The sequence below is a fragment of the Mycobacterium sp. pR1184 genome, from assembly GCF_041287235.1.
In the GTDB taxonomy this organism is placed as follows: Bacteria; Actinomycetota; Actinomycetes; order Mycobacteriales; family Mycobacteriaceae; genus Mycobacterium.
In genome coordinates, this window is record NZ_JBGGKR010000035.1 from 1 (window position 1) to 321 (window position 321).

1 protein-coding gene is annotated in these 321 nt (G+C 69.2%); it reads left to right on the plus strand.

What is annotated here, in order from left to right:
- Positions 1-321 (plus strand): aldehyde dehydrogenase family protein (locus tag ACAG21_RS28105; RefSeq protein ID WP_370499515.1); only part of this gene is annotated, 321 nt, incomplete at both ends.

The following is a 321-nucleotide window of genomic DNA, read 5'->3' on the forward strand; positions in this document are numbered from 1 at the left end:
TCATCATCCACACCGACATCTACGACGCCTTCGTCGACAAGTTCACCGAGCGCATGGCCGCGCTCACGGTTGGCGACCCGACCGACCCCGACACCGACGTGGGCCCGCTGGCCACCGAGTCGGGCCGCGACGAGATCGCCAAGCAGGTCGACGACGCGGCCGCAGCCGGCGCCACTATCCGCCTGGGCGGCAAGCCCATCGACCGGCCGGGCTGGTTCTACCCGCCCACGGTGGTCACCGACATCACCAAGGACATGGCCCTCTACACCGAGGAGGTGTTCGGTCCGGTCGCCTCGATGTACCGCGCCGCCGACATCGACG